Source organism: Streptomyces sp. NPDC042346, from assembly GCF_055581845.1.
Genome location: NZ_JBVJEH010000004.1, coordinates 65,058 through 90,983, shown reverse-complemented (window position 1 = coordinate 90,983; position 25,926 = coordinate 65,058). Strand labels below are relative to the sequence as shown.

At 71.7% G+C, this 25,926-nt stretch carries 24 protein-coding genes; 18 read left to right on the top strand and 6 right to left on the bottom strand.

Annotated elements, in window-relative coordinates; genetic code table 11:
* Window positions 1–79: 79 nt before the first annotated feature.
* The 5 genes from ACZ6K0_RS18170 (at window position 80) to ACZ6K0_RS18150 (ending at window position 4,956) form a co-directional block, all read left to right on the top strand.
* Window positions 80–2,146 (top strand): FUSC family protein, encoded by a 2,067-nt coding sequence (locus ACZ6K0_RS18170; protein WP_469230713.1) that lies wholly within the window; start codon window positions 80–82, stop codon window positions 2,144–2,146.
* 133 nt (window positions 2,147–2,279) lie between these two features.
* Window positions 2,280–2,864 carry a hypothetical protein gene (locus tag ACZ6K0_RS18165; RefSeq protein WP_469230711.1) on the top strand — a complete coding sequence of 195 codons (585 nt, stop codon included), beginning with the start codon at window positions 2,280–2,282 and terminating at the stop codon, window positions 2,862–2,864.
* Window positions 2,865–2,969: 105 nt separating this feature from the next.
* Window positions 2,970–3,557 (top strand): SigE family RNA polymerase sigma factor, encoded by a 588-nt coding sequence (locus tag ACZ6K0_RS18160; RefSeq protein ID WP_469230709.1) that lies wholly within the window; start codon window positions 2,970–2,972, stop codon window positions 3,555–3,557.
* Window positions 3,554–4,357 (top strand): hypothetical protein, encoded by an 804-nt coding sequence (locus ACZ6K0_RS18155; protein ID WP_469230707.1) that lies wholly within the window; start codon window positions 3,554–3,556, stop codon window positions 4,355–4,357. The genes ACZ6K0_RS18160 and ACZ6K0_RS18155 overlap by 4 nt, the downstream gene beginning before the upstream one ends.
* 386 nt (window positions 4,358–4,743) lie before the next feature.
* Window positions 4,744–4,956 carry a DUF397 domain-containing protein gene (locus tag ACZ6K0_RS18150; protein ID WP_030219358.1) on the top strand — a complete coding sequence of 71 codons (213 nt, stop codon included), beginning with the start codon at window positions 4,744–4,746 and terminating at the stop codon, window positions 4,954–4,956.
* 97 nt (window positions 4,957–5,053) lie between these two features.
* Here ACZ6K0_RS18150 and ACZ6K0_RS18145 read toward each other — a convergent pair whose 3' ends face one another.
* A complete protein-coding gene (locus tag ACZ6K0_RS18145; RefSeq protein ID WP_469230705.1) occupies window positions 5,054–5,554 on the bottom strand; it encodes an ATP-binding protein in 501 nt (166 codons plus the stop codon).
* Window positions 5,555–5,877: 323 nt separating this feature from the next.
* Here ACZ6K0_RS18145 and ACZ6K0_RS18140 point away from each other — a divergent pair, with 323 nt between their 5' ends.
* The 6 genes from ACZ6K0_RS18140 to ACZ6K0_RS18115 all read left to right on the top strand — a co-directional run bounded on the left by ACZ6K0_RS18140 (window position 5,878) and on the right by ACZ6K0_RS18115 (window position 11,565).
* The gene (locus ACZ6K0_RS18140) at window positions 5,878–6,768 is read left to right on the top strand and encodes a helix-turn-helix domain-containing protein (protein WP_376406890.1); all 891 of its coding nucleotides are present in this window, start codon (window positions 5,878–5,880) and stop codon (window positions 6,766–6,768) included.
* 62 nt (window positions 6,769–6,830) lie between these two features.
* Entirely contained in the window at window positions 6,831–8,288 is a 1,458-nt protein-coding gene (locus tag ACZ6K0_RS18135) for an aldehyde dehydrogenase family protein (protein WP_376406888.1), read from the top strand.
* Window positions 8,289–8,388: 100 nt separating this feature from the next.
* The gene (locus tag ACZ6K0_RS18130; protein WP_376406886.1) at window positions 8,389–8,931 is read left to right on the top strand and encodes a DinB family protein; all 543 of its coding nucleotides are present in this window, start codon (window positions 8,389–8,391) and stop codon (window positions 8,929–8,931) included.
* A gap of 84 nt (window positions 8,932–9,015) precedes the next feature.
* On the top strand, window positions 9,016–9,654 hold the full coding sequence (locus ACZ6K0_RS18125; protein WP_469230702.1) for a PadR family transcriptional regulator: 639 nt from the start codon (window positions 9,016–9,018) through the stop codon (window positions 9,652–9,654).
* 187 nt (window positions 9,655–9,841) lie between these two features.
* Window positions 9,842–10,804, top strand: coding sequence for an ATP-binding cassette domain-containing protein (locus ACZ6K0_RS18120; RefSeq protein ID WP_469230700.1), 963 nt, complete (start codon window positions 9,842–9,844; stop codon window positions 10,802–10,804).
* Window positions 10,801–11,565, top strand: a complete 765-nt coding sequence (locus ACZ6K0_RS18115) for an ABC transporter permease (protein WP_376406880.1) — start codon at window positions 10,801–10,803, stop codon at window positions 11,563–11,565. Before ACZ6K0_RS18120 ends, ACZ6K0_RS18115 begins: the two co-directional genes overlap by 4 nt.
* Before the next feature lie 104 nt (window positions 11,566–11,669).
* Here ACZ6K0_RS18115 and ACZ6K0_RS18110 read toward each other — a convergent pair whose 3' ends face one another.
* Both ACZ6K0_RS18110 and ACZ6K0_RS18105 read right to left on the bottom strand, forming a co-directional pair.
* Window positions 11,670–13,088: a glutamate decarboxylase gene (locus ACZ6K0_RS18110; protein ID WP_469230698.1), complete on the bottom strand. Its 1,419-nt coding sequence runs from the start codon at window positions 13,086–13,088 to the stop codon at window positions 11,670–11,672.
* A 35-nt stretch (window positions 13,089–13,123) separates the two neighbouring features.
* Complete coding sequence (locus tag ACZ6K0_RS18105; protein WP_376406876.1) at window positions 13,124–14,413, bottom strand: ion channel protein; 1,290 nt, start codon at window positions 14,411–14,413, stop codon at window positions 13,124–13,126.
* 135 nt (window positions 14,414–14,548) lie between these two features.
* Between ACZ6K0_RS18105 and ACZ6K0_RS18100 the strand changes: the two genes are divergently transcribed.
* On the top strand, window positions 14,549–15,310 hold the full coding sequence (locus ACZ6K0_RS18100; RefSeq protein ID WP_376406874.1) for a MerR family transcriptional regulator: 762 nt from the start codon (window positions 14,549–14,551) through the stop codon (window positions 15,308–15,310).
* Window positions 15,311–15,428: 118 nt separating this feature from the next.
* On the opposite strand, the gene ACZ6K0_RS18095 is transcribed toward ACZ6K0_RS18100, so the two are convergent.
* Window positions 15,429–15,797 carry a YbjQ family protein gene (locus ACZ6K0_RS18095; protein WP_317596576.1) on the bottom strand — a complete coding sequence of 123 codons (369 nt, stop codon included), beginning with the start codon at window positions 15,795–15,797 and terminating at the stop codon, window positions 15,429–15,431.
* A gap of 153 nt (window positions 15,798–15,950) precedes the next feature.
* Here ACZ6K0_RS18095 and ACZ6K0_RS18090 point away from each other — a divergent pair, with 153 nt between their 5' ends.
* Window positions 15,951–16,673, top strand: a complete 723-nt coding sequence (locus tag ACZ6K0_RS18090; RefSeq protein WP_376406872.1) for a DedA family protein — start codon at window positions 15,951–15,953, stop codon at window positions 16,671–16,673.
* 15 nt (window positions 16,674–16,688) lie between these two features.
* Here ACZ6K0_RS18090 and ACZ6K0_RS18085 read toward each other — a convergent pair whose 3' ends face one another.
* Together ACZ6K0_RS18085 and ACZ6K0_RS18080 are read right to left on the bottom strand one after the other, a co-directional pair.
* Window positions 16,689–18,359 carry a threonine/serine exporter family protein gene (locus tag ACZ6K0_RS18085; RefSeq protein ID WP_376406870.1) on the bottom strand — a complete coding sequence of 557 codons (1,671 nt, stop codon included), beginning with the start codon at window positions 18,357–18,359 and terminating at the stop codon, window positions 16,689–16,691.
* Window positions 18,360–18,494: 135 nt separating this feature from the next.
* On the bottom strand, window positions 18,495–18,986 hold the full coding sequence (locus ACZ6K0_RS18080; protein ID WP_141300520.1) for an inorganic diphosphatase: 492 nt from the start codon (window positions 18,984–18,986) through the stop codon (window positions 18,495–18,497).
* Between the two features lie 103 nt (window positions 18,987–19,089).
* Between ACZ6K0_RS18080 and dacB the strand changes: the two genes are divergently transcribed.
* From dacB to ftsH, 5 genes are all read left to right on the top strand, one after another.
* Window positions 19,090–20,649, top strand: coding sequence for a D-alanyl-D-alanine carboxypeptidase/D-alanyl-D-alanine endopeptidase (gene dacB, locus ACZ6K0_RS18075; protein WP_469230695.1), 1,560 nt, complete (start codon window positions 19,090–19,092; stop codon window positions 20,647–20,649).
* An 82-nt stretch (window positions 20,650–20,731) separates the two neighbouring features.
* Window positions 20,732–21,871 (top strand): zinc-dependent metalloprotease, encoded by a 1,140-nt coding sequence (locus tag ACZ6K0_RS18070; RefSeq protein ID WP_376406866.1) that lies wholly within the window; start codon window positions 20,732–20,734, stop codon window positions 21,869–21,871.
* Window positions 21,872–22,078: 207 nt separating this feature from the next.
* A complete protein-coding gene (tilS, locus tag ACZ6K0_RS18065) occupies window positions 22,079–23,098 on the top strand; it encodes a tRNA lysidine(34) synthetase TilS (RefSeq protein ID WP_376406864.1) in 1,020 nt (339 codons plus the stop codon).
* Window positions 23,099–23,139: 41 nt separating this feature from the next.
* On the top strand, window positions 23,140–23,679 hold the full coding sequence (hpt, locus tag ACZ6K0_RS18060) for a hypoxanthine phosphoribosyltransferase (protein WP_030219931.1): 540 nt from the start codon (window positions 23,140–23,142) through the stop codon (window positions 23,677–23,679).
* Window positions 23,680–23,873: 194 nt separating this feature from the next.
* Window positions 23,874–25,901: an ATP-dependent zinc metalloprotease FtsH gene (gene ftsH / locus ACZ6K0_RS18055; RefSeq protein ID WP_376406862.1), complete on the top strand. Its 2,028-nt coding sequence runs from the start codon at window positions 23,874–23,876 to the stop codon at window positions 25,899–25,901.
* The last annotated feature ends 25 nt before the right edge of the window (window positions 25,902–25,926 follow it).

The following is a 25,926-nucleotide window of genomic DNA, read 5'->3' as shown; positions in this document are numbered from 1 at the left end:
CCAAGGGCCCGCACCTCGCCCCAAGGGCGGGGTGCGGGAAATGCCCGTTTGGTGGCGGTTCGCGGATACGCTCAGGGCCATGAGTTGGCTCCGGGCCCTGAAGGAGACCGCCCGCTCGGGGCTCACCGTCGAGCGACGGCGGCTCGAACCCGTCATCGCCGCCCGCGGCGCCCTCGGACTCGCCCTCGTCATCGGCTTCTCCCTCGCCCTCTTCGGCCCGTCCGTCGCCGCCTCCTCCGCCTTCGGCGCCTTCCAGGCCGCCATCGCCACCTTCCAGCGCTCCTGGCGCCCCCGCCCCACCCTCGCCCTCGCCTCCGGCGCCAGCCTCGCCCTGTCGACGTTCCTCGGCTACGTGACCGGCGCCGGCGACCATCCGATCCTCTTCCTCGGCCTGCTCCTGCTCTGGACGTTCCTCTCGGGGCTCGCCTGGGCCGCCGGCCCCACCGCCGGCATCATCGCCTCCTCCAACGTGGCGATGATGCTCGTGACGGTCACCCTCCCCACCTCCGTCGCCACCGCCGCCGGCCACGCCGCCATGATCTTCGCCGGCGGCGTCGTCCAGGCCGCCCTCGTCGTCCTCCTCCCCGTCCGCCGCTGGGGCGCCCAGCGCGACGCCCTCGCCGACGCCCTCGCCGCCGAGGCGGACTACGCCCGCCGCCTCCGCCACGACCCGGTCGCCCCCTTCGACCCCGTACCGCTCATGACGGCCCGCAACGCCGCCGCCGTGACCCCCCGCCAGGCCCGCAGCCGCCCGGCGGAGCTGCACGGCGCGCGGGGCCTCGCCGAGCGGATCCGCCCGGTCCTCGCCTCGCTCGCCGACCCGGCCGTCGGCGTGCCCGAGGAGGGGCCGCAGCGGGACCGCGTGCGCGAGCTGCTCGCCGCCGCGGGCGCCGTCCTCGACGCCGCCGCGCACGCGATCCGGCACGGCGAGCCGGTCACCCTCCCCCCGGCCGCCCTCGCCGCCCTCCGCACCCCCGACACGGGCGCGATCCTCTCCGGCCCGCCCCGCCGCGCCGCCCACCGGCTCGCCGCCCTGCTCGGCGACGTCGTCGAGACGGCGGAGCCCCGTACGGAGACGACGACCGCGGACGAGGCCCGCACCCGCCCCACGATGGTCCGGCTCGCACCGATCGTCCTCGCGAAGATGCGCGCCGAACTGCGCCCCGACTCCCCGATCCTGCGCCACGCCGTCCGCGTCTCGGTGGTCACGGCCGCCGGCTACCTCCTCGGCACCGCCCTCCCCTTCGGCCACGGCTACTGGGCGCCGATGGCCTCCGTCATGGTGATGCGGCCGGACTTCACGCAGACGTACGCCCGCTCGGTGGCCCGCTTCGGCGGCACCCTCGTCGGCGTGGCGCTCGCGACGGCGGTCGTCCAGACGGCCCACCCGGACATGTACCTGTCCGCCGCGCTCGCCGTCCTCTGCGCCTTCGGCATGTACCTGCTGATGCGCACGGGGTACGCCGTCAGCCAGGTCTGCGTCGCCGCGTACGTCGTCTTCCTGCTCGGCATGGACGGCGCCGGACTCACCCAGACGGTCCGGGAGCGCGTGCTCCTGACCCTCCTCGGCGGGCTGCTCGCGATGCTCTCGTACGCCGTCTACCCGGCCTGGGAGACACCCCGCCTGCGCGGCCGGCTAGCGGACTGGCTGGTGGCGGACGGCCGGTACGCCGCCGCCGTCGCCGCCCGGTACGCCGAACCCGCCGGCCGGTCCTGCCCCGACGTCCGCGAAGCGCTCCTCGCCACCCGCGCCGCCCGGGTGGCCTGGCAGGAGGCGGTGGACCGCGCGACCCACGAGCCGGTACGCCACCGGGGGCTCTCGCACGCGACGGCGGAGGAGGCCGGGCACGCCCTGGCGGAGTTCGGCCGGGCGGCGATGCTCCTGGAGGCGCACCTGCCGGACCGCGGCGCCGACCCGCTGCCCGCCGCCGCGGCCCTCGCGGAGGCCCTGCGCCGGTCGACGGAGCGGGGCGCGAAGGACCTGCGGGAACGCAGGCAGCCGCGCTGGGACGACCTGCGCGAGACCATCGCCGCCTGGTCGGCGGACCCGCTCGACCACTTCCTCCTCGACAAGAGCGCACGGCTGCTCCTCGACGCCCTGGACGAGCTCACGGCGGCGCTGCCGGATGCCACTCCGGCGCGCTAAAGGTGTCCTGTCGATCAGGGCGGGACACCAATTCCGGGATCGTGTCATCCGGCAGGGGGCCGGGCGGAGTTGAAAGGAGTGGAGAGCCAGACGGTCGCAGGCGACCGGACACGATGATCCCAGGAGCAACCGGATGAAGAAGTACCTGTCGGCCGTCGTCGCGGTGGCGGCCGCGGCGACCATCGCCGCACCGGCGACGGCGACGGCGACCGCCGAGACCACCACCGCCTCCGCCACCCGTTCGACCGTCGCCACCGCCGTGGCCCCGGAGGCGAAGACCACCCCGGTCAGGGCGACCCCCGCCCCCAGCCCCGTCCGTACCGTCCGCCCCGGTGAGCGCGTCGACGCCGGACAGGGCTGGACCGTGTGGCTGACGCGGCAGGGCAAGTACTGGTCGGGCCCGGACGGCTTCGAGAACTTCCGCAGCGTCGTCGACGGCAACATCGACCGGACGCAGCCGGGCGTGAGCCACCAGAGCGAGGGCGGCCCGGACGGCGTCTTCCACTCCGGCCTCTACTACGGGACCCGTGCCGCGGGCCGCGTCGAACTGACCGACGCGGACGGCCGCAAGACCGTCGCGACCCTCGTCGCGCTGCCCGGCCGCTCCGACTGGGGCGTCTGGTACGTCCACACCGGACCGTCGAAGAGCGGCCCGGCCGTCGCGCTGTACGACCGCTCCGGCAAGCTTCTCGCCGACCTGCCGGCCTGGGACTTCTGACCGGCTGTCCCCCCTGAGCGGGGGCGGGGCCCGGCACGGGGCTGGCCCCGCCCCACTTCACTCCTTCTCCCCCTTCCCCACTCGACGATCGCGAGGTCCGACACCGTGCCGCACCCCGAGTCCGCCGCCGAGGGCAACGGTGCCGAGGGCAACGGCGCCGCCGAGGACGACGGCTTCGCCGAGTTCGCCGTCGCCGCCTGGCCCCGACTGGTGCGCACGGCCCAACTGCTGACCGGCGACTTCCACGAGGCCGAGGACCTCGTGCAGACGACGCTGGCCAAGGTGTACGGGCGGTGGCGGCGGGTGCCCCGGAACGAGATCGACCTCTATGTGCGCCGGGCCCTCGTCAACAACAACCTCAGCCGCATCCGCCGCAAACGGGTCGCCCTGCTCCTCACACCCGTGCTCCCCGAATCGCTCCGGCACACGTACGCGGGACATGCCGAGGCCGTCGAGCAACGCACCGCGCTCCAGGAGGCGTTAGCGGATCTGACCGCCCGCCAGCGCGCCGTGATGGTGCTCCGCTACTGGGAGGACCTGACCGAGCTGGAGATCGCGAGCGTCCTCAACTGCTCGATCGGCACGGTCAAGACGCACGCCCGCCGCGGCCTGGCGGCGCTGCGCACCCACCCCCGGCTCGCCGCCGCCCCCGTCCCTTACGCCCCCGCCGCCCCGTCCGGAGCCCGCCGATGACCACGTCCGAAGCCGCACCCGACCCCGGTCACGGTCACGATCCCGGTCACGGTCCCGGTCCTCACGCGGACCCCTCGGCCGCGGCCGAGGCCGCGGCCGACTGGATCCGCGAGGTGTTCGCGAGCGAGGCCTACGACGTCACTCCGAGCCCGGTGCCGCTGGCGGCGCTCCGGCGCGTGGGGCGGAAGGCCCGTCGGCGCCGCCGCACGGCGACCTTCTCGGCGCTGACGGTCCTCGGCGCCGCGACGGCCGCGGCGGCCGTCGTCGGCGTGATGTCCGCGCGGCCGTCCCTGCCGGACCCCGTCCCGCTCGCCGCCTCGCCGTCCGCCGTCGCCCCCCGGATCCCCACGCCCAGGGCCACGCCCACCTCGGCGGAGCCCACCCCGACCCCGGTCCGGGTCGTCGCGTCCGGCGCCCGCGTCGACGCGGGCAAGGGCTGGAAGCTCTGGCTGACGGCGGAGGGCAAGCACTGGACGGACCCGGACGGGATCGAGAACTTCCGGAGCGTCACCGACGGCAACGTCGACACGGCCACGCCGGGCGTGACCGACCAGGCGTCGTCGTCCCCGGCGGGCGCCTTCCACTCGGGCCTGTACTACGGGTTCGGGACCCGCACGGTCGGCCGGGTCGAGCTCACGGACTCCGGGGGCACCAGGACCGCCGCCGTCCTGCTCGAACTGCCGGCCCGGCCCGGCTGGGGCGTCTGGTACGCCCACACCGGGCCGGAGGGCGCGGAGGCCGCCGTGGCGATGTACGACCGCGCGGGCAAGCTCCTCGCGAAGCTCCCGGGCCGGGCGTGACCGCCGGGAGCCGTCACCACGAGGCCTTCCGCACCCCCGGCAGGAAGCCCGCGTGCGCCTGCGCCGGGTGACCTGAGCTCCCCGGAGAGCCCTCCGGGGAGCTCTCCGTCGAGCCCGTCGTCCTCCGCGACCCAACCCCCGGGGCCGTAACGGCGTCCTCCATGGCGACCGAAAGGTCACAAGGTCAGGAGTCGTAGGGTGACCAGGGTGCTTCCGCCGTACTCCCTGGTAGCACGCTGCGTCGCGTAGCCGCTACGCCACCCCCCGTGCACGTGCATCTGCTCATGCATTGGCATATGAACACAGCTATGATCCGAGGAAGTTGACACCTGCACCAAGCAACTCGGGAGCTACCAGTGCATCATGCGCATCGCGCGTACAACGGCATGGCGGCCACGGAGCTGCGAGGCGTCGTCTGGCAGAAGAGCCGTCACAGCAACTCCCAGGGTTCCTGCGTGGAGTTCGCGAAGCTTCCGGGGGGAAACGTTGCCGTACGCAATTCGCGCCACCCCGACGGGCCCGCACTCGTCTACACGCCGGCGGAGATAGAGGCGCTCCTGCTCGGCGTCAAGGACGGGGAGTTCGACCACCTGGTGTGAGCGAACCCGGTGTCACCGGAGACATGAACGCGTGAAGGGCCCCGGCGGTCTCCGCCGGGGCCCTTCACGCGTACACCTCTACGCCTGTATCTGTCGCCTACTGCTCCGGGCCGACCCGGAACAGCGCCCACACGACCTTGCCCTGGAGCGTCCCCGCGAGCGGGTGCCATCCCCAGCTGTCGGCGAACGCCTCCACCAGGAAGAGCCCGCGGCCCGACTCCGCGGCGAAGTCCTCCTCGCCGCAGCGCGCCTCCGGGCTCACCCTGCTCGGGTCGCGCACGGCGCACACGAGGCGCGAGGCCCAGCGCATGAGATGCAGTCGCACGGGCGGGTTCTGGCCGTCTTCCTGGGGCGCGTCGTTGGGCACCGCGTGCCGCAGCGCGTTGGTGACGAGCTCGGAGACGACCAGGGCGACATCGTCGAAGCGCTCGGTCAGTTCCCACCGGTCGAGCGTCGCGCTGGTGAACTTCCTGGCCCCGCGCACGGCTTCGAACCGGGCGGGCAGGGCACAGGAGGCGGAGGTGGAGACGGCGCCGGGATCGATCGGCGGAAGGCCCTGCCGTAACGGCTCGAGCACGGTCGATCCATTCGTCCCCATGCGAGGCACTCCCGGGAATCGCGACTGTGGTGCGACAACACGACAACACGAACGAGTACGCGGCTGCGCGGGGTCCATGGTTCCGAATGAGACCACTGGATGCAAGGGCAGATGCACGTGCACGCGCCGGACCTGTCCTTCCCTGTGGTGAATCTGTGCATATCTTCTGCGGGTTGATGCACGGTTCGGCGCGTCCCGGACCCCGATCCGCCCCCGATCAGTCGAGCACATGCCCGGAAGTCGCCCCCTTTCCGTAATCGAATGTGTACGCGCTGAAGCGTTTGGTGGCAGAATCCGGGGCTCGACGGGGGCTCGACACCGTAATGGGGAGGCTGAGAGCCGTGACCGCAGGCGAATCCGGTGGAGCGAGCGGGAGTGTGGTGCGACGCATCCTGCTGGGCTCCCAGCTGAGGAGGTTGCGCGAGTCGCGCGGGATCACCCGCGAGGCGGCCGGGTACTCGATCCGCGCGTCCGAATCCAAGATCAGCCGCATGGAGTTGGGACGGGTGAGCTTCAAGGCCAGGGACATCGAGGATCTGCTCACCCTCTACGGCGTCGGCGACGAGACCGAGCGCGGCGCGCTCCTGGGCCTCGCCCGCGAGGCCAACGTCACCGGCTGGTGGCACAGCTTCGGCGACGTCCTGCCCGGCTGGTTCCCCACGTACATCGGCCTCGAAGGCGCCGCCTCCCTCATCCGCGTCTACGAAGTCCAGTTCATCCACGGCCTGTTGCAGACCGAGGCGTACGCCCAGGCCGTCGTCACCCGGGGCATGCCCGAGGCCCCGCGTGCCGAGATCGACCGCCGCGTCGCCCTCCGCCTGGAGCGGCAGAAGGTCCTCGTCTCCGAGCGGGCCCCGCAGTTCCACGCCGTCCTCGACGAGGCCGCCCTGCGCCGCCCCTACGGCGACCGCTCCGTCATGCGGGGCCAGTTGAAGCATCTGATCGAGATCTCCGAGCACCCCGGGGTCACCCTCCAGGTCATGCCCTTCAGCTTCGGCGGTCACGCCGGCGAGAGCGGCGCCTTCACGATGCTGAGCTTCCCCGAGTCGGACCTCTCCGACATCGTCTACCTGGAGCAGCTCACCAGCGCCCTCTACGTCGACAAGCGCGAGGAGGTCGCCCAGTACCAGCGCGTGATGGAGCGCCTCCAGAAGGACAGTCCGGATCCGGCCGAAAGCCGGGACCTTCTTCGGGGACTCCTTCAACTCTCCTGACACATCAGTACGATGACGCCACATCAGTCTGATCGCGGGTAGCGGGTAGAGGGGTCTCCACCATGTCGCACTTCACCGACCTGGCCCACCAGTACATCGACGGCGAGTGGAAGCCGGGCAGCGGCTCGTGGGACATCATCGACTTCAATCCGTACACCGGGGAGAAGCTCGCGTCGATCACCGTCGCCACCGCGGGTGAGGTCGACCGCGCCTACCGGGCCGCCGAGCGCGCGCAGGCCGAGTGGGCCGCGACCAACCCGTACACGCGCCGGCTCGTCTTCGAGCGCGCGCTGCGGATCGTCGAGGACCGCGAGGCGGAGATCGCGGAGACGATCGTCGCCGAGCTCGGCGGCACCCGCCTCAAGGCCGCCTTCGAGCTGCACCTCGCCAAGGAGTTCCTGCGCGAGGCGGTCCAGCTGGCGCTGCGCCCCGAGGGCCGGATCCTGCCCTCCCCGGTCGACGGCAAGGAGAACCGCGTCTACCGCCTCCCGGTCGGTGTCGTCGGTGTCATCTCCCCGTTCAACTTCCCGTTCCTCCTCTCGATCAAGTCGGTGGCGCCCGCGCTCGCCCTCGGCAACGCGGTCGTCCTCAAGCCCCACCAGAACACCCCGATCTGCGGCGGCACCCTCGTCGCCAAGGTCCTGGAGGAGGCCGGACTCCCGGCCGGTCTGCTGAACGTCGTCGTCACCGACATCGCCGAGATCGGTGACGCGCTCCTCACCCACCCCGTCCCGAAGGTCATCTCCTTCACCGGCTCCGACAGGGTCGGCCGGCACGTCGCCACGGTCTGCGCGCAGAACTTCAAGCACGCCGTCCTCGAACTCGGCGGCAACAGCGCGCTGATCGTCCTCGACGACGCCGACGTCGACTACGCGGTGGACGCGGCCGTCTTCAGCCGCTTCGTGCACCAGGGCCAGGTCTGCATGGCGGCCAACCGCATCCTGGTCGACCGCACGCTGGAGGAGGAGTTCACCGAGAAGTTCGTGGCGAAGGTGAAGACCCTGCGCGTCGGCGACCCGGCCGACCCCGCCACGCACATCGGCCCGCTGATCAACTCCCAGCAGGCGGAGGCCGTCTCCGCGCTCGTCGACCAGACGGTCGCGGCCGGCGCGACGGCGCTGCTCCACGGCGCGGTCGACGGGAACGTCGTCTCCCCGTCCGTCCTCACCGGCATCCCGGCCGACTCGCCCGTGCTGAGCCAGGAGATCTTCGGCCCGGTCGCGCTCATCGTGCCCTTCGACGGCGAGGAGGAGGCCGTACGGATCGCCAACGACAGCCCGTACGGGCTGAGCGGCGCCGTCCACACCGGGGACGTCGAGCGGGGCGTGCGGATCGCCCAGCGCATCCACACCGGCATGATCCACATCAACGACGGCACCGTGCACGACGAGCCGATCGTGCCCTTCGGCGGCGAGAAGCACTCGGGCATCGGGCGGCTCAACGGCGACGCGATGGTGGACGCGTTCACCACGCAGAAGTGGATCTCGATCCAGCACGGCCGGAGCCGTTTCCCCTTCTAGGACAGAAGCTGTCCGCAAGGGGCCGTAACTTGATGGGTGTCGGGAAGGGCCAAGGCCTCCCCGGCACCCATCGGCGTAGAACGTACGGAAGGCGGACACCATGGTTGCTCTCGTTCCCACCGAGGCCCACGGCGACGAGCGCGGCGCGCTCCTCAACTTCATCGAGACCCAGCGCGCCGCGATCCGCCGCTCGCTCCTCGGCCTCACCGAGGAGCAGGCGGCGAGCCGCCCCAGCGCCAGCGAGCTGACCCTCTCCGGGCTGCTCAAGCACGTCGCCGAGGTGGAGCTGAACTGGCTCCGCCTCGCGCAGCAGCGGCCGAACGAGAAGCAGCGCACCGAGGAGACCTGGGGCGAGGGCTTCCGGCTCGTCGGGGACGAGACGATCCCGCAGATCATCGACTTCTGGGCGGGCGTGGCGAAGGAGACCGAGGAGTTCGTCCGCTCGGTGCCGAGCCTGGACGACACCTTCCCGCTGCCGGAGGCGCCCTGGTTCCCGAAGGACGGCCGGGTGTCGATGCGCTGGATGCTGCTGCACCTCGTCCAGGAGGCGGGGCGGCACGCCGGGCACGCGGACATCGTCCGCGAGTCCCTGGACGGCAAGGGCTCCTTCGACCTGATCAAGCAGGAGCAGGGCTGGGGGTGACCCGCCGCGCGGACCCACCTTGCGGTCCGCGCCCCCTGTGTGCCCTGCGTACCCTGGTCAAGATTGACTAGGGAGGTGGGTGGGATGTCGGCGATCCGACTGCTCGTCCTGGGTGCGGTGAAGCAGCACGGCCGCGCCCACGGCTACCAAGTGCGCAACGACCTGGAGTTCTGGGGCGCGCACGAATGGTCCAACGCCAAGCCCGGCTCGATCTATCACGCGCTCAAGCAGATGGCGAAGCAGGGACTGCTGCGCGCCCACGAGATCGCGCCGAGCGCGGTCGGCGGGCCGCCGCGCGTCGAGTACGAGCTGACGGAGCAGGGCACGGAGGAGTACTTCACACTGCTCCGCGAGGCCCTGACCACGTACGACCAGAAGATGGACGTCCTGTCGGCGGGCATCGGCTTCATCGTGGACCTCCCCAGGGCGGAGGCGGCGGAGCTGCTGCGCCGGCGGGTGCGGGCGCTCGACGAGTGGCGGGACGCGGTCACGGAGTACTACACGCCGGAGGGCGGCCCGGGGCAGCTCGGGCACATCGGCGAGATCATGCACCTCTGGGTCCACTCGGCGGACGCCGGCAAGGAGTGGACGCTCGGCCTGATCGAGCGGATCGAGGGCGGGGCGTACGTGTTCGCGGGTGAGGGCGATCCCTTCGTGGGCGTGCTCGCCGAGGGCCAGGAGAACCCGTACGCGACGGGGTCCAGCGACCGATCCGCCGACTGATCCGCCGGCCGATCTCCCGACTGATCCGCCGGTCGATCCGCCGGCCGATCTCCCGACTGATCCGCCGGTCGATCCGCCGGCCGATCTCCCGACTAATCAAGGTTGACTAGTGGCTCGCGAGGGCATACCTTCCTTCGTCGGTGGCAAGTGGTCAAATTTGACTAAGGTGTTTTCGGGAGGAATCGGAATGCACACGGAAGCGATCCTCGTAGAGGGCGCACGGAAGCGGTACGGGGAGAAGGACGCCCTGGCCGGGCTCGACCTGACCGTCGCCCGCGGCACCGTCCACGGCCTGCTGGGCCCCAACGGCGCGGGAAAGACCACCACGGTACGGATCCTGGCCACCCTGCTGCGCCACGACGAGGGCCTCGTGCGCGTCGCGGGCCACGACGTACGGACCGAGGCGCGGGAGGTGCGCCGGCGGATCGGGCTGCTCGGGCAGCACGCCGCGCTCGACGAGGAGCTGGGCGGCCGGCAGAACCTGGAGATGTTCGGCAGGCTCCACCACCTGGGCGCGCGCGGCGCCGGGGCGCGGGCCGACGAGCTCCTGGAGCGCTTCGGCCTCACGGACACCGGCCGCAAGCCCGTCAAGCGGTACAGCGGCGGCATGCGGCGCCGGCTCGACCTGGCCGCCTCGCTGATCACCGAACCCGAGGTGCTGTTCCTCGACGAACCGACGACCGGGCTCGACCCGCGCGGCCGCGGCGAGGTGTGGGAGTCGGTGCGCTCCCTGGTCGGCGGGGGCACGACGGTCCTGCTGACGACGCAGTACCTGGAGGAGGCCGACCGGCTCGCCGACCGGATCTCGGTCGTGGACCGGGGGCGGGTCGTCGCCGACGGCACGGCCGACGAGCTCAAGGCGCGGGTCGGCGCCGACCGCATCGACGTCGTCGTACGGGACGCGGCGCGGCTCGACGAGGCGGCCGGGCTGCTGCCGGCGTCCCGGGCCGAGGTGAGCGTGGACGCCGACCGGCGGCTCCTGAGCGTGCCGGTGACGGACCGGATGGCCTCGCTCGCCGAGACCGTCCGGGCCCTCGGGGAGGCGGGGATCGAGGCGGAGGACATCGCGCTGCGACGGCCGACGCTGGACGAGGCCTTCCTGCGACTGACGGGCGGGGAATCGTCCCCCCGGAAGGAGGTGGCGGCATGAGCGCCGCGTACGTGGTGAGCGACTGCTGGACGATGACCCGCCGCGAACTGGCCCACTGGGCGCGGCAGCCCGTCCAGGTCCTGGTCGGGCTCGTGTTCCCGGTGATGATGCTGCTGATGTTCGGGTACCTCGTCGGCGGCGGGCGGACCGTCGACGGCGACTACGTCGACTACCTGGTGCCCGGGATGCTCACGCTGACCATGGTCTTCGGCCTCGAAGGCACCATGACGGCGGTGACGCAGGACCTGAACAAGGGCGTGATCGACCGGTTCCGGTCGATGCCGATGACCGACGGGGCGGTGCTGGTGGGGCGGGCGGCCGCCGACATGCTCCAGTCGGCGGCCGGGCTGCTCGTGATGGTCGGCGTGGGGTACGCGATCGGCTGGCGGGCGCACGGCGGACTCGGCAGCACTCTGGGGGCGTGGGGACTGCTGCTCCTCCTGCGGTTCGCGATGCTGTGGATCGGGATCTTCCTCGCCCTGGTCGCGGGGCGGGCGGAGCTGGTGCAGGCGGTGCAGATCCTGGTCTGGCCCGTCGGCTTCCTCTCCAACGCGTTCGCCTCGCCGGACTCGATGCCGGGCTGGCTCGGCACGGTCGTGGAGTGGAACCCGATGTCGGCGACCGCGACGGCGGTCCGTGAACTCTTCGGCAATCCGGGCGGCGAACCGGGGCACGTCGCGGCGGCGGTGGTGTGGCCGCTGGTGCTGCTCGCGGTCTTCTTCCCGCTGGCCGTACGGAGGTTCGGGCGGCTCGGAAAGTAGCGGCGCGGAGGCGGGAACCCGAAGGCGGCGAGCGGCCCCTGAGGGGCCCCTGAGCGGCCCCTGAGGGGCCCTAAGGGCTCCTGAAGGGCCGGGCGCCCGGTGGCTCAGTGGTGGAACGAGGTCGCCGTGCCCTTGTCGTGGGTGAACGGGTGGGGCTGGTTCCGCAGTTCGGGCAGCAGGCGCTTCAGGTCCTCGACGAACAGTTCGGCGAGGTCGGTCGAGAAGCCGTTGCGGCAGACCACGCGGAGGACGGAGAGGTCCTCGCGGTGGGCGGGGAAGGTGTAGGCGGGGACCAGCCAGCCTTGTTCGCGCAGCCGCCGGGAGACGTCGAAGACGTCGAAGGACGTGACGTCGGGCGCGGTGGTGAAGGCGAAGACGGGCAGTTGGTCGCCGCGGGTGAGGAGCCGGAAGTCGCCCATGGCCTCGATGCGTTCGGCGAGGCCCCGGGCCACGTCCCGGGAGGTCTGCTGCACCACCCGGTAGCCCTCGCGGCCGAGCCTCAGGAAGGTGTAGTACTGCGCGACGACCTGGGCGCCCGGCCGGGAGAAGTTGAGGGCGAAGGTGGGCATGTCGCCGCCGAGGTAGTTGACCCGGAAGACGAGGTCCTCGGGGAGTTCGGCGGGCGAGCGCCACAACGCCCAGCCGACGCCCGGGTAGACCAGGCCGTACTTGTGACCGGAGGTGTTGATCGAGGAGACGCGGGGGAGGCGGAAGTCCCACACCAGGTCCTCGTCGAGGAAGGGGGCGATCATGGCGCCCGAGGCGCCGTCGACGTGGACGGGGATGTCGATGCCGGTGCGTTCCTGGAGGGCGTCCAGGGCGGCGCAGATCTCGGCGACCGGCTCGTAGGAGCCGTCGAAGGTGGAGCCGAGGACGGCGACGACGCCGATGGTGTTCTCGTCGCAGAGCGCTGCGGCGGACTCGGCGTCGAGGTGGAAGCGGTCGCCCTCCATGGGGACGAGCCGGGCCTCGACCTCCCAGAAGTTGCAGAACTTCTCCCAGCAGACCTGGACGTTGACGCCCATCACCAGGTTGGGGCGGGCGCCGTTCGCGTAGCGGTCGGCGTTCCTCTTGGACCAGCGGCGCTTGAGCGCCATGCCGGCGAGCATGCAGGCCTCGCTGGAGCCGGTGGTGGAGCAGCCGACGGCGGTGGCCGGGTCCGGGGCGTTCCACAGGTCGGCGAGCATGGCGACGCAGCGGCGCTCCAGTTCGGCGGTGCGCGGGTACTCGTCCTTGTCGATCATGTTCTTGTCGCGGCACTCGGCCATGAGGACCCCCGCCTGGGGCTCCATCCAGGTGGTGACGAAGGTGGCGAGGTTGAGCCGGGAGTTGCCGTCGAGCATCAGCTCGTCGTGGACGATCTGATAGGCGCTCATCGGGGGCAGCGGACCGTCGGGCAGCCGGTGGCGCGGCGGGGCCTCGGTCATGCCGCCGATCGGGTCGGCCTCCCCGAAGAAGGGGTTGAGCGCGAGCCGGCGCTCGTGCTGGGGCGAGGAGGGGTCGGGACCCTGGTGCAGCGGCATGGGGGGCTCCTTCTGTCCGGGTGGGGGGAGAGGGGTCAGTGCAGGGGGGCGCCGTGTTCGTCGAGTTCGAGCTGGGGGCGTCCGCTGACGATCAGCCAGGCCGGGAGGGAGGCCAGGCAGAGCACGGCGAGCATCGCGGGGGAGGGGGCGAGGATGGCCCCGGTGAAGAGGCTGATCCAGCCCAGTCGGGTGGTGGCGAGCAGGACGCCGAGGACCGCGGAGGAGACGGCGACGGCGGGGTGGACCTCGGGGACGAGCGCCTGGGCGAGCAGCCCGAAGGCGGTCCCGATGAAGACGGCGGGGAAGATGCGGCCGCCCCGGAAGCCGCAGGAGGCGGCGATGAGGAGGGCGAAGAGTTTGACCACGGCCAGCTTGGCCAGCTCGCCGGAGGACCAGCTGCCGATCGAGGTGGTGAGCTCCTTGACCTGCTCCAGGCCCTTGAAGAGGGTCAGCTGCCCGCCGAAGGCGCCCAGGAGGCCGAGGACGAGACCGCCGAGGGGAAGCATCAGCATCGGGTGCCGCAGCCGGCCGAAGGCGGCGTGGAGGTAGGGGAAGAGGTAGCAGGAGGCGAGGCCGAAGACGGCCGCGGCGGAGGCGATGGTCAGGGCGGCGAGGAGGTCGGCCCAGCCGGGGTCGGTCAGCGGCGGCAGCCCCATGTCGAAGGTCGGCTCGGCGAGCAGCTCCGCGGTCATCGCGCCGGCGCCGGCGGCGACGAGCGGCGCGAACAGCCGGTCCCAGAGGGAGCCGCGGCCCGGCTCCCCCGCCAGGGCCTCGGAGATGGCGAGGGCGGCGGCCACCGGCGTACCGAAGAGGGCACCGATGGTGGCGGCCGAGGCGAGGGCGACCCAGGCGGCGGCGGGCACCGTGGGGGCCGCCTTGCGGCCGAGCCAGTAGGTGAGGGCGATGTTGGCGGTGATGATCGGGTTCTCGGGGCCGAGGCTGACTCCGCCGGCCAGCGCGAGGGTGGCCGCGAGCAGCAGGCCCGGCACCACCCCGGGGGAGAGCGGTGTCCCGCCGAGACCGCCGGAGGCCGGGTCGGGGCCGGCGTGTCCCGGCACCTTCCAGACGACGAGGCCCACGGCGATACCGGTCGCCGTGAGCATGACGATGATCCAGAGCGAGGAGTAGCCGCCGATGCCGAGGGCGTCCGGCAGGTCGTTCCAGAGCACGTCCTTGAACTCGTCCGCGAGGGCGCTGATCCCCAGGAGCACCAGGCTCGACCCGACGCCGATCGCGAGCGCGGGCGGGATCTGCCGCAGCTGGACCAGGCGGGGGGCCTTCGCGGGGGAGGGCGACGGCGTGGGTGGAACATGATCAGAAGCCACCGCCCCACCATAAGTGAGCAAAAGCCGCATAACATCCCGAGATTCGCCCGGAACCGGCTCGTGAGGGCTTGCACCTCACGTCACGTCAGGCCCGAGGCTGACACGCGTACCGACAGAGAAAGGGGCGGACGGCCGATGGGCTACTCCGTGGGACAGGTCGCCGGCTTCGCCGGGGTCACGGTGCGCACCCTGCACCACTACGACGCGATCGGACTGCTCTCCCCGAGCGGCCGCAGCACGGCGGGCCACCGCCGCTACGACGACGCGGACCTCGACAGACTCCAGCAGATCCTGTTCTACCGGGAGCTCGGCTTTCCCCTCGAAGAGGTCGCCGCCCTCCTCGACGACCCGCACGCCGACCCGCAGGAGCACCTGCGGCGGCAGCACGCGCTGCTGACCGCGCGGATCGGGGAGCTACGGAGGATGGCGGCGGCCGTCGAGCACGCCATGGAGGCGAAGAAGATGGGCATCAACCTCACTCCCGAGGAGAAGTTCGAGGTCTTCGGGGACAAGGACCCCGAGCGGTACGCGGAGGAGTCCGCCCGCCGCTGGGGCGGCACCCACTCGCACGAGCTGGCCCAGGCCCGCGCCGCCGAGTACACCAAGGAGGACTGGCAGCGCATGAAGGACGAGGTGGACGCCTGGGGCGCCGCCTACAGCGCCCTCATGGCCCGGGGTGTGGACCCCGGGTCCGAGGAGGCCATGGACCTCGCCGAGGCCCACCGCACCCACCTCACCACCTGGTTCTTCGAGTGCCACCCGAAGACCCACGAGCAGCTCGCCGAGATGTACGTCGCCGACGAGAACTTCCACGCCTTCTACGACGCGATCCACCCCGGCCTGCCCGAGCACCTGCGTGCCGCCGTCCGGGCGAACGCCCGGCGCCTGGCGGCCTGACCCGCGGGGGCGGCGGTGCCCGAGCCCGCGGGCCGGTCCCGCCGCCCTCGCCGGTCCTGCCGCCCACGCCGGTCCTGCCGCCCACGCCGGTCCTGCCGGTCCCGCCGGTCCCGCCGGCTCAGGCGCGGGGCGCGATCACCACGGCCGTGCCGTAGGCGCACACCTCCGTGCCCACGTCCGCCGCCTCCGTCACGTCGAAGCGGAACATCAACACGGCGTTCGCGCCGCGCGCCTGGGCCTGTTCCACCAGCCGTTCCATCGCCTGGTTGCGGGTCTGCACCAGCGTCTTCGTCAGACCCTTCAGCTCACCGCCGATCATCGACTTCAGCCCCGCGCCGATCTGGCTGCCCAGATGGCGCGAGCGCACGGTGAGCCCGAAGACCTCACCGATGACCTGCCGGACCTCGAAGCCCGGCACGTCGTTCGTCGTCACGACCAGCACGTCTGGGTGCGGCCCCTGGCCGCCTCCGTACTCCTCGATGCCCATGCGGCATGCACCTCCTGGCCTCCCACCCTCGGGCCCGCCGGCACGCTCCGCATCCCGTGGGAGCCAGGTGGAACCGGTCGCGTCCCGTCCACGTTGATAGCTTGGGGCGAGCCGTCCCCCCAAGCCCCCACCGACCGCAGGAGCCCGGAACCCGTGAACACGCTTGCCCTCGGACCGAGCTGGCTGGACCCGGACTATCTGATTCAGACCTTTGGTCCGATCGGTGTCCTGGCCATCGTCTTCGCCGAGTCCGGCCTTCTCATCGGGTTCTTCCTGCCCGGCGACTCGCTGCTCTTCACCACCGGCCTGCTGATCACGACCGGCAAGCTGGACATGCCGCTGTGGCTGATGTGCACGCTGATCGTGGCCGCGGCGGTCATCGGCGACCAGGTCGGCTATCTCTTCGGCCGGAAGGTGGGCCCGGCGCTCTTCACGCGCCCCAACTCCAAGCTCTTCAAGCAGGAGAACATCGAGAAGGCGCACGAGTTCTTCGAGAAGCACGGCCCGAAGTCGCTGATCCTGGCCCGCTTCGTCCCCATCGTGCGGACGTTCACGCCGATCATCGCCGGCGTCAGCCGGATGAACTACCGCCAGTTCATCACGTTCAACATCATCGGCGGCCTGCTGTGGGGCGCGGGCGTCACCCTGCTCGGCGCCTCCCTCGGCAAGATCGACTTCGTCCACAAGCACATCGAGATGATCCTCGTCGGGATCGTCCTGATCTCCGTCGTCCCGATCGTCATCGAGTACCTCCGGGCCCGCTCCCAGTCCAAGAAGGCCAAGGCCAACGGCGACCAGGGCGGCCACGGCACCGGACACGACGCCCCCGGCACCCCCAACCCCCCGTCCTCCCGCGGCCGCCACGCCAAGCGCTAGAGACCCGGGAAGCTTCTAGAAGCCCCTGGTGCGCTTCGCGGCCCGACGGGCCGACGCCGCACCGGGGGCCTGCATGAAGAGGCGCGCCAGCTCGCCTCCCAGGTTCACGCCGATCGCGATCGCCAGGGCCAGGGCCGCCGCCTTCGCCAGCGAGGCGAAGCCCTGGTCCAGATTGTTCTGGGCGATCGCGAGCACCCCGAAGTACGTCGCGGAACCGGGCAGCAGCGGGCCGATCGCCGCCGTCACGTACGGCAGCGACGACGTGTGGTGGTACCGGGCGATCAGCTGCCCGAAGAGCCCCACCAGACCCGCCGCCACGGCCGTCGCCATCACCGTGGACCCCTGCGCGGTCACCGCGATCGACGCGTAGATCACCCACGCCACCCCGCCGTTCAGCGTCGCGAAGAGCACCGTCTCCCGCGACTGCTGCAACAGGATCGCGAAGGTCGCGCACAGCACCATCGACGCCAGGATCTGCGTCACCGGCCGCTCCACCGCCCGCAGCGCCCCCTCGGGGTTCAGCTGCGCGTCGAACTGCACGGCGATGTACAGCACGGACAGCACGCCCACCACGATCGCGACGAAGAAGTACGCGACCTCCAGGAGCCGCGCCGAGGCCGTGATGTAGAAACCCGTCAGACCGTCCTGCACGGCCGCCACGAGCGCCCGCCCCGGGATCAGCGCGAACAGCCCACCGGTGATCACCGCCGACGGCCGCAGCTCCGCGTGCAGCAGCGTCAGGAGCACACCCATCGCCGCCGGCGGCATCGCCGCCACCAGGAACTGGTAGAACTCCGGCAGCCCGCGCCCCGCGCACAGCCACGCCAGCCGGTCGCCCAGCACCGCGCCCAGCGCCGCCACCAGGAAGACCGTCAGGCCACCGCCGAGCAGCACCGAGGCCGCACCGGCCAGCACGCCCGCCGCCGCCGTGAGGACCCACCCCGGATACGGATGCCGGTTCCGCCGTATCTCCGCGAGCCGCCGGTACGCCTCCTCGGGCGTCACCTCGTGCGCCCGCGCGTTGATGTCGGCGAGCAGCGTGTAGACCGCCGCGAGCCGCGTGTAGTCCGTGCCCCGCCGCCGTACCGTCCGGTTCGCCGTGATCGGGGCGTCCACGAGCGACGGCTGGTACGTGACGGACAACAGGGTGAACGTCACCGTCGGCTCGACCCGGTCAAGACCGTACGAGCGGCAGATCACGAACATCGCCGCCTCGACGTCCTCCGCGCCCTCCCCGCCCGCGAGCAGCAGCTCGCCGATGCGCAGCGTCAGGTCGAGCACGCGCGGCACCGAGGGCCCCGCCTCGTCCTCCTTGCCGGGCGCCTCCGGCATCGGCCGCTCGTGCACCGGCAGCCGCAGCATCGTCCGCATCCGGTCCTGCCACGGCGCGTTCTGCGGCAGCCGCACCAGGGGCAGCCCGTACGCCGGGGTGAACGCCGGCGGCGAGTTCTTCGCCGAGTACGTCGCCGGCGTCGCGAACGCCGAACCCTCCTGCTCGGCCGGCGGCTCGGCCGTCAGCCCCGGCGGAAGCGCGAACTCGGAGGTCGGATGCTCCTCCTCCGGCGGCGCGGGCTGCTCGACCCCGGCCGGCGGGACGAACGCGCTCCGCGCCTCGTCCGACTGCGGCTTCCGGTCCTCCGGAGCATCGTCCGCAGCACCCTTCGAGCCGTCCGGCTCCGCCACCACTCTGTCCGCCTCACTGCCTAGGGAACGGTGGCTTCCAGTATGAGTGTGCGACGGATGTGCGAAAGGCGGCACACCCCGAAGAGGTGCACCGCCTGTCACACGATCAGAAGATCGGCAGCTCGGAAGAGCGGGGCCTCAGTGGCCGCCCTGCTCCTTGGCGCGCGCGTAGGACTTCTCGATCTCTTCCTCGGCCTCGGCGCGACCGACCCAGTCGGCACCCTCGACCGACTTGCCCGGCTCCAGGTCCTTGTAGACCTCGAAGAAGTGCTGGATCTCCAGGCGGTCGAACTCCGAGACGTGGTGGATGTCCCGCAGGTGCTCCATGCGCGGGTCCGTGGCCGGGACGCACAGCAGCTTGTCGTCGCCGCCCGCCTCGTCCGTCATGCGGAACATGCCGATGACGCGGCACTTGATCAGGCAGCCCGGGAAGGTCGGCTCGTCGAGGATGACGAGCGCGTCCAGCGGGTCGCCGTCCTCACCCAGGGTGTTCTCGACGTAGCCGTAGTCGGTCGGGTAGGCCGTCGACGTGAACAGGCGACGGTCCAGGCGGATGCGACCCGTCTCGTGGTCGACCTCGTACTTGTTCCTCGATCCCTTCGGGATCTCGATGAGAACGTCGAACTCCACGGGTGGCTCCTCCTGAATCAACACAAGTGAATGCTCGCGACGACGCGCGGTGATTAAGTGTCCCTCACGGACGACCGTGATCGCGAAAGGGGCTGGTCATCTCATGCCGGAGCCGAGGATGTGGCAGCTCACGGCGGGCTCCGCCGCCCTCGGTCTGGCCCTGGCCGCCGTGGCGGTGACCACGGCCGGCCCGTGGGACTCCGGTCAGCGTACGGCCGAGCGGGCCCGCGCCGCCGCCCCCGTAACGGGTGGCGCGCATCACGCCCCGCCCCCGGCCCCCGCCGCGCCCCGCCGCCCCGCGCCCGCCCCCAGCGCCCCCGGCGTCCTCCCCGCGCTCCACGCCCCGGCCGCCGCCGAGCGCCCCGCCGGCCGCCCCGCGGACCTCGCCGCCACCCTCGTACCGCTCCTCGCCGACCCCGGCCTCGGCCCGCTCCGCACGGCCTCCGTCGTCGACACCGCCACGGGCACCCAGCTGTACGGCGAAGGCGCCGGCACCCCCATGACACCCGCCTCCACCGTCAAGATCGCCACCGTCGCCGCCGCGCTCTCCGCCCTCGGCCCCGACCACCGCATCGCCACCACCGTCACCGCCTCCGCCGACGGCCGCACCGTCACCCTCACGGGCGGCGGCGACCCCACCCTCGACCCGGCCCGCCTGGGGCGCCTCGCCGCCGACACCGCCCGCGCCCTCAAGGCCCGCGGCCACACTTCCGTACGCCTCGCCTACGACACGAGCCTCTACCAGGGACCCGAGCTCCACCCCATCGGCCCCAACGAGAACATCGCCCCCGTCACCGCCCTCATGACCAGCGAGGGACGCCTCGACAGGAGCGGCAGCGGCCCCGCGCCCCGCACCGCCGACCCGGCAGGCGACACCGCCACGGCCTTCGCCGGCCTCCTCACGGCCGCCGGCGTCAAGGTCACCGGAGAACCCACCAGGTCCACCGGAGAACCCACCGCGTCCACCGGAGAGCCCGGCAAGACCACCGGAGAGCCCGCCAAGGCCCCCGGAGGACCCACCAAGGCCCCCGGCACCCCCGCCGCCGCGAAGACCGCCGCCGCGAAGACCGCGGCCGCGAAGACCGCGGCCGCGAAGACCGCCGCCCCCCTCGCCCGTACGCACTCCGCACCCCTCGCCGACCTCGCCGAGCGCACCCTCACCCACAGCGACAACGACCTCGCCGAGGCCCTCGCCCGCCAGACCGCCCTCGCCCGCAAGCAGCCCGCCAGCTTCGAGGGCGCGGGGAAGGCCGTACGGGACGAGCTCGCCGAACTCGGCCTCCCCCTCGCCGGCGCCCGCTTCGCCGACGGCAGCGGACTCGACCGCCGCGACCGCGTCTCCGCCGCCCTCCTCACCACCCTCCTCACCCGCGCGGCCGACCCGGCACGCCCCGCCCTCCGCCCGGTCCTCACCGGCCTGCCCGTCGGCGGCTTCACCGGCACCCTCGCCGGCCGCTTCGACACCGCGCCCGCCACCGCGGGCGCCGGACTCGTCCGCGCCAAGACCGGCACCCTCACGGGCGTCAACACCCTCGCCGGCACCGTCGTCACCGCCGACGGACGACTCCTCGCCTTCGCGTTCCTCGCCGGCCGCACCCTCTCCCCGTACGAAGCACAGCCCGCCCTCGACCGACTCTCCGCGGCCCTCGCCGGACAGGGCTGACCCCCGGAACACCCCCGCCCCACCACCGACAGCCCCGCCCGGAACCCTCACCGATCGGGCGCCGAGACCGTACGGTTGACGCATGACGAGCATCGGTGGCGCAGGCACATCCGGGATGGTCGACTGGAACCTCGCGGTCGCGACCGCGACCCGCCTCGTGCGGCCCGGACCCGAAGTCAGCCGCGACGAGGCCCGCGAGGTCGTCGCCGAACTCCGCAAGCACGCCAAAGCCTCCGAGCAACACGTCCGCGCCTACACCCGGATGCTCCCCGAGGGCGCCGACGTCCACGACACCCCCGTCCTCGTCGTCGACCGCGCCGGCTGGATCAAGGCCAACGTCGCCGGCTTCCGCGAACTCCTCACCCCGCTCCTCGGCAAGATGCAGGAACGCCGCTCGACCACCCCCGGAAACGCCGTCCTCGGCGCGGTCGGCGGCAAGGTCACCGGCGTCGAGCTCGGCATGCTCCTGTCCTTCCTCGCCTCCCGCATCCTCGGCCAGTACGAGACCTTCGCCCCCGCCACCCGCGAACTCCCCGCAGGCGGCAACGGCGGCGGACGGCTCCTCCTCGTCGCCCCCAACATCGTCCACGTCGAACGCGAACTCGACGTCTCACCGCACGACTTCCGCCTCTGGGTCTGCCTCCACGAAGAGACCCACCGCACCCAGTTCACCGCCGTCCCCTGGCTCCGCGACCACCTCCAGGGCGAGATCCAGTCCTTCCTCGCCGCCACCGAGGTCGACCCCGGCACCGTCGTCGAACGCCTCCGCGAAGCCGCCCAGGCCCTCGTCGGCGGCCGCCCCGAGGGCGAGGCGGGCGAACCCTCCCCCTCCCTCGTCGAGATCGTCCAGACCCCCGAGCAGCGCGAGATCCTCGGCCGCCTCACCGCCGTCATGTCCCTGCTCGAAGGCCACGCCGACTACGTCATGGACGGCGTCGGCCCCCAGGTCGTCCCCTCCGTCGACGAGATCCGCGAGAAGTTCCAGCAGCGGCGCGCCCGCGGCGCCTCCCGCCTCGACCTCGCCCTCCGCAAGCTCCTCGGCCTCGACGCCAAACTCCGCCAGTACCGGGACGGCGAGCGCTTCGTTCGCGCCGTCGTCGACCAGGTCGGCATGGACGGCTTCAACCGCGTGTGGACCTCCCCCAACACGCTCCCCACCAAGGCCGAGATCGCCGCCCCCGCCGACTGGATCGCGAGGGTGCACCGTAAGGCAGACTCCTGAGACAGGTGCGCCGGACGGCGCAGGAACACGGGAGAACAACCCGCCAATCACCCATCCGAGGGACCCTGGGCATGGGGTGAGGCGTGCAATGCTCGGGTAACGGCCGGGTTTCTGTCACCATCGACGCACTCTGAGTGACCGAAACCCCCTTTCCGACCGTTAAGACTCCGACCGAGGCACCCCACCCCATCACGAAGGGCACCGGACATGGGTCCCCATCCTGCGGTCGCGGCGATACGCCTGGCGGTCCGCCGCGTACTCCACGACGTCCTCACCGAGCACCAGACCGACCCCACCACCGCGCACGACGGACGCGAACCCCTCGTCCTCGTCGCCTGTTCCGGAGGCGCCGACTCGATGGCGCTCGCCTCCGCACTCGCCTTCGAGACCCGCAAACTCCCCGTACGCGGCGGCGGCATCACCGTCGACCACGGCCTCCAGGACGGCTCCGACACCCGGGCCGCCGAGGTCGCCGGACGCATGACCGCCCTCGGCCTCACCCCCGTCGAGGCCGTCACCGTCACCGTCGGCCGCGAAGGCGGACCCGAGGCCGCGGCCCGCGACGCGCGCTACACCGCCCTCGACGCCGCCGCCGAGCGCCACGGAGCCGCCGCGATCCTCCTCGGCCACACCCGCGACGACCAGGCGGAGACCGTCCTCCTCGGCCTCGCCCGCGGCTCCGGCATCCGCTCCCTCTCCGGCATGGCCGCCGTCTCCGGCGCCGCCGGCCGCTACCGGCGCCCCTTCCTCCACCTCGACCGCCAGACCGTCCGCAAGGCCTGCATCGCACAGGAACTCGCCGTCTGGGACGACCCCCACAACAGCGACCCCGCGTACACCCGCTCCCGGCTCCGCCACGAAGGCCTCCCCGCCCTGGAGAAGGCCCTCGGCAAGGGCGTCGTCGAAGCCCTCGCCCGGACGGCCCAGCTCTCCCGGGACGACGCCGACGCCCTCGACACCTGGGCAGCCGACGCCGAGACCTCCGTACGCGACGAGGCGGGCGCCCTCGAGTGCGCCAAGCTCTTCGGCCTGCCCTCCGCCGTACGCCGCCGCGTCCTGCGCCGCGCCGTCATCGCCGAGGGCGCCCCCGCGGGCTCCCTCTTCGCCCGCCACATCGAGGAAGTCGACCGCCTCATCACCGGCTGGCGCGGCCAAGGGGCCATCAACCTGCCCGGACGAGTCGAAGCCCGCCGCCAGGGTGGCAGACTGGTCATCCGGCAAGGCTGACGCACGCTGCAACGAAAGTGACCCGGGTGAACGAGAAGGACATGGGCACCGACCTCCAGTCGGTGCTCATCACCAAGGAAGAGATCGACGCCAAGCTGGCAGAGCTGGCCGCGAAGATCGACGCGGAATACGCGGGCAAGGACCTGCTCATCGTCGGCGTCCTCAAGGGCGCGGTGATGGTGATGGCGGACCTGGCTCGCGCCCTGTCCACCCCCGTCACCATGGACTGGATGGCCGTCTCCTCCTACGGCGCCGGCACCCAGTCCTCCGGCGTCGTCAGGATCCTCAAGGACCTCGACACCGACATCAAGGGCAAGCACGTCCTGATCGTCGAGGACATCATCGACTCCGGCCTGACCCTGTCCTGGCTGCTGTCGAACCTCGGCTCCCGCGAGCCCGCCTCCCTGGAGGTCTGCACCCTCCTGCGGAAGCCGGAGGCCGCCAAGGTCGCGATCGACGTCAAGTGGATCGGCTTCGACATCCCCAACGAGTTCGTCGTCGGCTACGGCCTCGACTACGCGGAGAAGTACCGGAACCTGCCGTTCGTCGGCACGCTCGCCCCGCACGTCTACGGCGGCTGAACACCCGGCGCAACACCCGGCCGGACGGGGAACCCGCACCGCCTTCCCCCCGTTGAACCACGGGAAGGCGGTCGCGGGCGACGATGCTGAGGTACCGTCCGAAGAACAGCTTTTTCACATAGCAGCACTCATGCAGCTCTCACAGCAGCATTTTCCTACGGGCAGGAGGGACGGGGCGTTCTCGCTCCGTATGGATGGACGTGAAGCGATACTTCCGTGGGCCGGTCATGTGGATCGTGCTGGCCGTCCTCGCCGTGGTCGTGCTGATGCAGGTCGTCGGCTCGTCCGAGGGCTACAAGACGGTGGACACCGGCAAGGTCGTCCAGGCGATCGACAAGAACCAGGTCAAGCAGGCAAAGGTCACCACCGGTGACGAGCAGATCATCAAGATCGAGCTCGTCGACGGTCAGAAGATCGACAACAGCAGCAAGGTCCAGGCCAGCTACATCGGCTCCCAGGGCGTCGACGTCGCCGACAAGCTGCAGGAGAAGTTCGAGGCCGGGCAGATCGAGAAGGGCTACACCGTCTCCCCGACGAAGCAGTCGCCCTTCGTCTCGATCCTGCTCTCCCTCCTCCCCTTCGTCCTCATCGTGGTCGTCTTCCTCTTCCTGATGAACCAGATGCAGGGCGGCGGCTCCCGCGTCATGCAGTTCGGCAAGTCCAAGGCGAAGCTCATCACCAAGGACACGCCCAAGACCACCTTCGCCGACGTCGCCGGCTCGGACGAGGCCGTCGAGGAACTCCACGAGATCAAGGAATTCCTCCAGGAGCCCGCGAAGTTCCAGGCCGTCGGCGCGAAGATCCCGAAGGGCGTCCTGCTCTACGGCCCGCCCGGAACCGGCAAGACGCTCCTCGCGCGCGCCGTCGCCGGCGAGGCCGGGGTGCCGTTCTACTCGATCTCCGGCTCCGACTTCGTCGAGATGTTCGTCGGTGTCGGCGCCTCCCGTGTCCGTGACCTCTTCGAGCAGGCCAAGGCCAACGCGCCCGCCATCGTCTTCGTCGACGAGATCGACGCCGTCGGACGCCACCGCGGCGCCGGCCTCGGCGGCGGTCACGACGAGCGCGAGCAGACGCTCAACCAGCTGCTCGTCGAGATGGACGGCTTCGACGTCAAGGGCGGCGTCATCCTGATCGCCGCCACGAACCGTCCCGACATCCTCGACCCCGCCCTCCTGCGCCCCGGCCGCTTCGACCGGCAGATCGCCGTCGACCGACCGGACATGCAGGGCCGTCTGGAGATCCTCAAGGTCCACCAGAAGGGCAAGCCGGTCGCGCCGGACGTCGACCTCGGCGCCGTCGCCCGACGCACCCCCGGCTTCACCGGTGCGGACCTCTCCAACGTCCTCAACGAGGCGGCGCTCCTCACCGCTCGCGGCGATCAGAAGCTGATCGACAACAGCGCGCTCGACGAGGCGATCGACCGCGTGGTCGCGGGCCCGCAGAAGCGGACCCGGATCATGTCGGACCGAGAGAAGAAGATCACCGCGTACCACGAGGGCGGTCACGCCCTGGTCGCGGCGGCCTCGCCGAACTCCGACCCCGTCCACAAGATCACCATCCTGTCCCGCGGCCGTGCCCTGGGCTACACGATGGTGCTCCCGGAAGAGGACAAGTACTCGACCACGCGCAACGAGATGCTCGACCAGCTCGCCTACATGCTGGGCGGGCGCGCGGCCGAGGAGCTCGTCTTCCACGACCCGACCACGGGCGCGGCGAACGACATCGAGAAGGCCACGGCCACGGCCCGCGCGATGGTCACGCAGTACGGCATGACCGAGCGTCTCGGCGCGATCAAGTTCGGCGGCGACAACACGGAGCCGTTCCTCGGCCGCGAGATGTCGCACCCGCGGGACTACTCGGAAGAGGTCGCGGCGCTGGTCGACGAAGAGGTCAAGAAGCTCATCGAGACCGCGCACAACGAGGCCTGGGAGATCCTCGTCGAGAACCGTGACCTTCTCGACAACCTGGTCCTCGCCCTGCTGGAGAAGGAGACGCTGGGCAAGGAGGAGATCGCCGAGATCTTCGCCCCCATCGTCAAGCGCCCGGCCCGCCCGGCCTGGACCGGCTCCTCCCGCCGCACCCCGTCCACGCGTCCGCCGGTGCTCTCCCCCAAGGAGCTCGCCCTGACGAACAGCGCGAACGGCACGGCGAACGGCTCGTCGGCCCCCGTGGACACCACCAAGGGCATCGACATCGCCCCGGTGGAAACCCCCGAGGACTGACGGTCCCCACCCGGAATGGCTGCCG